The 6,488-nt window shown below is 74.5% G+C and carries 8 protein-coding genes; 3 read left to right on the top strand and 5 right to left on the bottom strand.

The window, feature by feature from the left end:
• Positions 1 to 230 (top strand): hypothetical protein (locus AB4039_RS40795; protein WP_442273166.1); only part of this gene is annotated, 230 nt, incomplete at its 5' end.
• 87 nt (positions 231 to 317) lie between these two features.
• Here AB4039_RS40795 and AB4039_RS40790 read toward each other — a convergent pair.
• The 5 genes from AB4039_RS40790 to AB4039_RS40770 are packed head-to-tail and all read right to left on the bottom strand — an operon-like array spanning position 318 to position 4,723.
• Positions 318 to 1,253, bottom strand: a complete 936-nt coding sequence (locus AB4039_RS40790) for a tyrosine-protein phosphatase (protein WP_442273165.1) — start codon at positions 1,251 to 1,253, stop codon at positions 318 to 320.
• 30 nt (positions 1,254 to 1,283) lie between these two features.
• Positions 1,284 to 2,342 (bottom strand): NAD(P)H-dependent flavin oxidoreductase, encoded by a 1,059-nt coding sequence (locus tag AB4039_RS40785; RefSeq protein WP_442273168.1) that lies wholly within the window; start codon positions 2,340 to 2,342, stop codon positions 1,284 to 1,286.
• A 37-nt stretch (positions 2,343 to 2,379) separates the two neighbouring features.
• A complete protein-coding gene (locus tag AB4039_RS40780; RefSeq protein ID WP_266838497.1) occupies positions 2,380 to 3,111 on the bottom strand; it encodes a CoA-transferase in 732 nt (243 codons plus the stop codon).
• A complete protein-coding gene (locus tag AB4039_RS40775) occupies positions 3,108 to 3,959 on the bottom strand; it encodes a CoA transferase subunit A (protein ID WP_442273164.1) in 852 nt (283 codons plus the stop codon). Before AB4039_RS40775 ends, AB4039_RS40780 begins: the two co-directional genes overlap by 4 nt.
• Complete coding sequence (locus AB4039_RS40770; RefSeq protein ID WP_442273163.1) at positions 3,956 to 4,723, bottom strand: enoyl-CoA hydratase family protein; 768 nt, start codon at positions 4,721 to 4,723, stop codon at positions 3,956 to 3,958. Before AB4039_RS40770 ends, AB4039_RS40775 begins: the two co-directional genes overlap by 4 nt.
• A 56-nt stretch (positions 4,724 to 4,779) precedes the next feature.
• On the opposite strand from AB4039_RS40770, the gene AB4039_RS40765 reads away from it, so the two are divergent.
• Together AB4039_RS40765 and AB4039_RS40760 are read left to right on the top strand one after the other, a co-directional pair.
• Positions 4,780 to 5,544 (top strand): SDR family oxidoreductase, encoded by a 765-nt coding sequence (locus AB4039_RS40765; RefSeq protein WP_266838494.1) that lies wholly within the window; start codon positions 4,780 to 4,782, stop codon positions 5,542 to 5,544.
• Positions 5,545 to 5,578: 34 nt separating this feature from the next.
• On the top strand, positions 5,579 to 6,488 hold a 910-nt coding region (locus AB4039_RS40760), incomplete at its 3' end, for an SDR family oxidoreductase (protein ID WP_442273167.1).

Below are 6,488 nucleotides of genomic sequence, written 5' to 3'. Positions count from 1 at the left end.
GCCGCGGCCGCCGTACCGGCTCCGGCGCGTCCGGGCAGGCCCCCGCCGCCGGCTCCGACCGCTCCCGCCGCGGCCAGGGCGGACAGGGCTCCGGCTCGGCCGCCGGCTCCGCCGGTCAGGGCCGCCGCTCCTCCGGCGGCGCCTCCTCCTCCTCCTCCGGCGGTGCGGCCGCGGCCTCCGCGCGCAGCCGCGTCGGCACCGGCGGCCAGGGCCGGCGCCGGGCGGTCTGACCCGCAGCGACACGAGAAGGGGCCGGGGGGTGCGTCACGCACCCCCGGCCCCTTCGTGCTGTCCGTGCCCTGCCGGCGCCGGGCCCCCTAGCGGACCATCTTGGCCTGGAGCTTCGCGAGCGTCCGCAGGTCCAGGCCCAGGCCGTCCGTCAGGTAGCCGTAGAAGCCGCCGTAGTCGGCGTCCAGCTGCGCGGTCGCCGCGTCCAGGTAGTCCTGGCGCACCTCCTGGAGCGGGATCAGCAGGTCGGGGTTCTGCATCCGGCCCGACTGCTTGAGGCCCGCCCGGACCTGGGCGTCGTAGGCCCCCCGGAAGGTGTTCGAGGCCAGGTAGTCGCTCCCGGCCGACGCCTGCGGCACGCCCAGCGCGCGCAGCAGCACGTAGCTCATCCAGCCGGTGCGGTCCTTGCCGGACGTGCAGTGGTACAGCAGCGGCCCCTGGCCGGAGTCCGCGATCTCCCGCAGCGTCGCCGCGAACTGCGCCCGGTTCTCGGGGCTGCTCACGAAGGTGCGGTAGATGTCCCGCATGTAGGCCTCGGCCCGGCCGCCGCCCAGCATCTGCTCCTGCTCGACGGGATCGCCGCTGGCGATCGCGCCGACCAGGGTGCCGTACAGGCCCAGGTCGCTGACCGGGCGGGAGGTGGCGGAGAGCCCGGCCGGCAGCCGGTCGGCGCCGTCGTACTGGACCTCCATGGGGATGCGGAAGTCGACGGCCCTGGTGAGGCCGAGACCCGCGACGGTGGTGATGTCCGCCGGGGTCAGCTTGCCCAGTGCGTCGGAGCGGTAGACCAGCCCCTGGCGGACCTGCCCGCCGGTGTACGTGCGGTAGCCGCCGACGTCACGGACGTTGACGGCGCCCTGGAGCGGGATCTGACGGATCGCCGTCGCCTGCTGCCGCAGGGGGTGGGGGGCAGCGGCCCCCGCTCCGGGTGCCGCGACGGCGGGCGCCGCGGCGGGAAGGCCGACGGCGGCGGTGAGTGCGACGGCGGCCGCCGTGGAYGCCAGACGGATTCGGGCACGGCTCATGGGGACGACTCCCGTGGAGGAGAAGGGGGATCACCCTGCCGGTGGCAGGGCGCGGAGCGTGTGCAGTACCGCGTGTGCCTCGGCCATGACGCGGCCGACGAGCTCCGCGCAGGACGGCAGATCCTCGATCACCCCCGCGACCTGGCCGGACGCCATGACACCGAGGTCCGTACGGCCCTCGACCATGGACGCCTTCAGGAGCATGGGGGTGTTGGCGGCGAGCAGGACCTGGCTCCAGGACAGGTCCTTGCCGTGTTTCATGGCCAGGCCGTCGCGCACCATCCGCGACCAGGACAGGCCCGACAGCCTCCTGAAGCCCGCCGCGTGCCGCACGGCCCGCGCCAGCGCCCGGGTCCGCCCGGCCCGTTCCAGCGCGTCGACCAGCTCCGTGCGCAGCATCCGGTGCGGGAGCCCGTCCACGGCGGTGGTGACGGTGACGTCCTTGACGGTCGCCTTCAGGTACTCCGCCTTGACGGCGTCCGGGACGGTCGAGTCGGAGGTCAGCAGGAACCGGGTGCCCATGGCGACGCCCGCCGCCCCGTACGCCAGGGCCGCCACCAGGCCGCGGCCGTCGTGGAAGCCGCCCGCCGCGACCACCGGGACGTCCACCGCGTCGACCACCTGCGGCAGCAGCACCGTCGTGGCCACCTCCCCGGTGTGCCCGCCGCCCTCCCCGCCCTGCACGATCACCGCGTCCGCGCCCCACGCCGCGACCTTCTCGGCGTGCCGGCGCGCCCCGACGGAGGGGATCACCACCACCCCTGCGTCCTTGAGGCGGGCGATCAGCTCCTTCGACGGGGCCAGTGCGAAGGAGGCCACCCGGACGCCCTCGTCGATGATCAGCTGTGCGCGTTCGGCGGCGTCCCCGGCGTCCGCGCGCAGGTTGACCCCGAAAGGGGCGTCCGTACGGGACTTGACCTCGTGGACGGCCGCCCGCAGCTGCTCCAGGGTCATCGTCGCCGACGCCAGGATGCCGAGGGCCCCCGCGTTCGCCGCCCCCGACACCAGCCGTGGCCCGGCCACCCAGCCCATGCCGGTCTGGACGATCGGGTGGCGGACGCCGACCAGCTTGGTGAACGCCGTCTCCAGGGCGGGCACTTCGGCCCCGCCGGTCCCTTCTCCCATGTCAGACCCGCACTTCCCGCTCGCGCAGGCCCTCGGGGTCGATGACCTCGCGGATCAGCCGCAGCTCCCGCTCCGTCGGCTCCCGGGTGTACGGGACCTCGTCGGCGACCGCCAGCTCGAAGCCGGTCGCCTCCCGGACCCGGTCGAGGGTGACCCCCGGGTGGAGGGAGACCAGGCGCATCGTGTGGCCGGGGCCGGTGAAGTCGAAGACGCCGAGGTCGCTGACCACCCGGGGCAGGCGGTGGAAGCGGGTGACCCCGGCGGCCTCGGCGCGGTCGTAGCCGACGCCGCTGACCATGTCGACGCGCTCGACGAAGACCCGGGGGGAGTGGCGGGGCACCCAGTAGCTCACCGGGTTGTTCAGGGTGTTCACCGGAGCCCCGCGCACCCCCAGGAGCTGGCGGACGGGCCGCTCCCAGTCGCCGATGCAGGAGATGTTCTGGTTCCCGTACCGGTCGATCTGGCTGGCGCCCATCATCACGTGCCGCCGCCCGCCGGTGACCATCGTCAGGTGCCTGCGGTACGGGAGCCAGCCCTCGGGCGTGCCGTCCGGTGCGACCAGCATCGCCTCGCCGTCGGTGAGCAGCAGGTCGGGGGAGAAGGTGCGCTTGGCGAGCCGGGCCCCGAAGGAGGGGACCAGGCCCATGGGGCTGGCGAGCACCTCGCCGTTGTCGCGCCAGGCCTCGGCGCAGGCGACCACGCAGTACTCCGAGCGGCTGATCGGGCTGGTCACTGCTGCTCCTCGTGCCAGGTGCGGACGGCGGTCTGGTAGTCGTGCTCGCCCGCCCCGGAGAGGAAGCGGGCGGCGAACTCGGGCCAGGGGGTGGTGGCGTAGAGCTTCTGGAAGGCCTCGTCGCGGTCGTAGTCCGGGACGCAGGAGGTGAAGTGCGCGCCGTTCGGGGTCTCCACGACCCCGGTGACGGAGTGCCGGCTGACCAGCAGGGACTGCGGGGGGCCGGCCTTGGTGAGCTCGGCGCTCTCCACGAGCTGTTCGCAGGAGACGTACGCGGTGTCGGCGGCCTCGCAGAACAGGTCGTCGAAGTAGGGGTCCGGGCCGAGGTACTGGCCGTTGCCGAGGCGGTCGGCGCGGTTGAGGTGGACCAGGGCCGCGTCCATGCGCAGGGCGGGGACGGCGACGAACTCCTCGCCGTCGGCGTAGGGGGAGGTGACGGTGCGCAGCTCCGGGTTGACCCGCATCACGTCGGAGCCGAGACCGGCCCGGACGGGGAGGAAGGGCAGCCGGTTCGCGGCGGCGTGCAGGCCCCACATGAACATGGCCTCGTCGTACTCGGTGAGGGCGAACGCGCCGCTCTCGCGGGCGGCCCGGAAGTGCGGCTCCAGCGGGATGGAGTCCAGGGTGGCGAAGGGGGCGACCAGCCTGGCGATGCGGCCCGCGGCGGCGAGGAGGCCCACGTCGGGCCCGCCGTACGAGATCACGGTCAGATCGGTGATCTCGGACCGGAGCAGCGCTCTGACCAGGGCCATCGGCTTGCGCCGCGAGCCCCAGCCGCCGATGCCCAGGGTCATGCCGCTGCGCAGCCGGCCGGCCACCTCGTCGGGGGTCATGGTCTTGTCGGTCACGGGGTGCTCCCTTGCTTGCCGGAGGCGTCTTTCCCGAAGGTGTCGCGGACCCGGTCGGCGACCCCGCTGAGGTTGGCCTCGAAGGTGAAGCCCTGCTCGAAGCGGTAGCTGCGCCGGACGTCGACGGGGTCGATGCCGTTGATGGCGGCCTTGGCCAGCCGGATCAGGTAGCCGTCCTTCCTGGCGATCTCGGCGGCCAGCTCCAGGGCGGCGGCCCGCAGCTCCGCGGGCGGCACCACCCTCCAGACCGAGCCGTGCGCGTGCAGTTCGGCGGCGGTGGCGGTGCGCGAGGTGTAGTAGAGGGCGCGCATCAGGTGCTGCGGGACGAGCCGGGCGAGGTGGGTGGCGGCGCCGAGGGCGCCGCGGTCGAGCTCCGGCAGGCCGAAGACGGCGTCGTCGGAGGCGACGATGGCGTCGGCGTTGCCGACGAGGCCGATGCCGCCGCCGAGGCAGAACCCGTTCACGGCCGCGACGACCGGCACCTCGCACTCGTAGACGGCCGCGAAGGCCTCGTAGCAGCCGCGGTTGGCGCCGATGAGCGCGCCGTGCCCGGTGTCGCGCTGCACCTCCTTGATGTCGACGCCCGCGTTGAAGCCGCGGCCCTCGGCGGCCAGGACCACGCAGCGGACCCCGGGGTCGCGGCCGGCGGCGCGCAGGGCGCCGGCGAGGTCGTACCAGCCCTGGACGGGAAGGGCGTTGACGGGCGGGAAGTCGACTGTGACGAGGGATATGCCCTTGCCGGGGCTGGAGGTGGAGACACCCATGAGCGGATCAGCTACCTTTCCACCAAACATTTGTTAGGTGAGGAAGGTAGCAGCCGATGGAGCTCAAGGGGAGGGTCATCGTCGTCACCGGCGGAACCAGGGGCGTCGGCGCCGGCATCGCGCGGGCGTTCCTCGCGGCGGGCGCGGAGGTGGTCGTCTGCGCCCGCAGACCGCCGGAGGAACCGGTCGCGGAGGGCGGGCGGGTAGCCGCCTTCACCCCCGTCGACCTGCGCGATCCCGGCGCCGTGACGGAGTTCTTCGCCTCGGTCGCCGACCGCTTCGGGCGGCTCGACTGCCTGGTGAACAACGCGGGCGGAACCCCGTACCGGCTCCTCGGCGAGGGCGGGGCCGAGCGGCACGCCCGCGTCCTGGAGCTGAACCTCATCGCCCCGCTGACCGCCTCGCTCGCCGCCCACCCGTGGCTGCGGGCCTCCCGCGGCTCGGTCCTGATGATCGGCAGCGTCAGCGGCACCCGCCCCTCGCCCGGCACCGCCGCCTACGGCGCGGCCAAGGCGGGGCTGGAGAACCTGGCCCGCTCCATGGCCGTCGAGTGGGCGCCCGAGGTACGGGTCAACTCCCTGGTCCTGGGCATGGTGCGCACCGAGCTCGCCCACCTGCACTACGGCGACGAGGCGGGCATCGCGGCGGTCGGCGCGACCGTCCCCCTGGGGCGGCTCGCCGAGCCCTCGGACGTGGGGGAGGCGGCGGTGTTCCTCGCCTCGGACCGGGCGGGATACGTCAGCGGGGCGAGCCTGCTGGTGCACGGGGGCGGGGAGCGCCCGGCATTTCTGGATGCGGCAACGGTCAACAAGGAGAACTGAGATGGTGCGGAGCACGAAGGCGGGCATGGCGGGCATGACGGGCATGACGGACGGACGCGTGGTCGTGGTGACGGGCGCGGGCCGCGGCCTGGGCCGGGCGCACGCCCTGGCCTTCGCGGCGGAGGGCGCGCGGGTCGTCGTCAACGACCTCGGGGTCGGACTCGACGGGCAGCCCGGCCCCGACAGCCCGGCGGCGCTGGTGGCCGAGGAGATCAGGGCGGCGGGCGGCGAGGCGGTGGCCCACGGCGGGGACATCGCCACTGCCGCGGGCGCGGCCTCCCTGGTGGAGTGCGCGGTCTCCGCCTACGGCCGCCTGGACACCCTGGTCAACAACGCCGGGTTCCTGCGCGACCGGATGCTCGTCAACCTCGACGAGGACGACTGGGACGCCGTGATGCGGGTCCACCTCAAGGGCCACTTCCTGCCGCTGAAGCACGCCGCCGCCTGGTGGCGCGCCGAGGCGAAGGCGGGCCGCCCGGTGTCCGCCCGGGTGGTCAACACCTCCTCGGGCGCCGGCCTGCTGGGCTCGGTCGGCCAGGGCAACTACAGCGCGGCCAAGGCCGGGATCCTCGGCCTGACCCTGGTCGCCGCGGCCGAGATGGGCCGCTACGGGGTCCAGGTCAACGCCATCGCCCCGGCGGCCCGGACCCGCATGACGGAGCAGACCTTCGCGGACACCATGGCGGCCCCCGCTCCCGGCGCCTTCGACGCGATGGCCCCGGAGAACGTCTCCCCGCTGGTGGTCTGGCTCGGCTCGGACGCCTCGGCCGGGGTCACGGGCCGCGTCTTCGAGGCGGAGGGCGGCCGCATCACCGTCATGGAGGGCTGGCGCCCCGGCCCCACCGCCGACCGCGCCGCCCGCTGGACCCCGGCGGAGGCGGGCGAGGCGGCGGCGAAGCTACTGGCGGCGGCGCAGGCGCCGGGGGCGGTGTACGGGGCGCAGT

This window comes from Streptomyces sp. M-16 (genome assembly GCF_052114405.1).
In the GTDB taxonomy this organism is placed as follows: domain Bacteria; phylum Actinomycetota; class Actinomycetes; order Streptomycetales; family Streptomycetaceae; genus Streptomyces.
This window is presented reverse-complemented; position numbering and strand designations above follow the sequence as displayed.

Excerpts from the sequence above, each read along its gene's own strand:
- AB4039_RS40770 (WP_442273163.1), bottom strand. The coding sequence starts at position 4,723 with ATGGGTGTCTCCACCTCCAGCCCCGGCAAGGGCATATCCCTCGTCACA.
- AB4039_RS40765 (WP_266838494.1), top strand. The coding sequence starts at position 4,780 with ATGGAGCTCAAGGGGAGGGTCATCGTCGTCACCGGCGGAACCAGGGGC.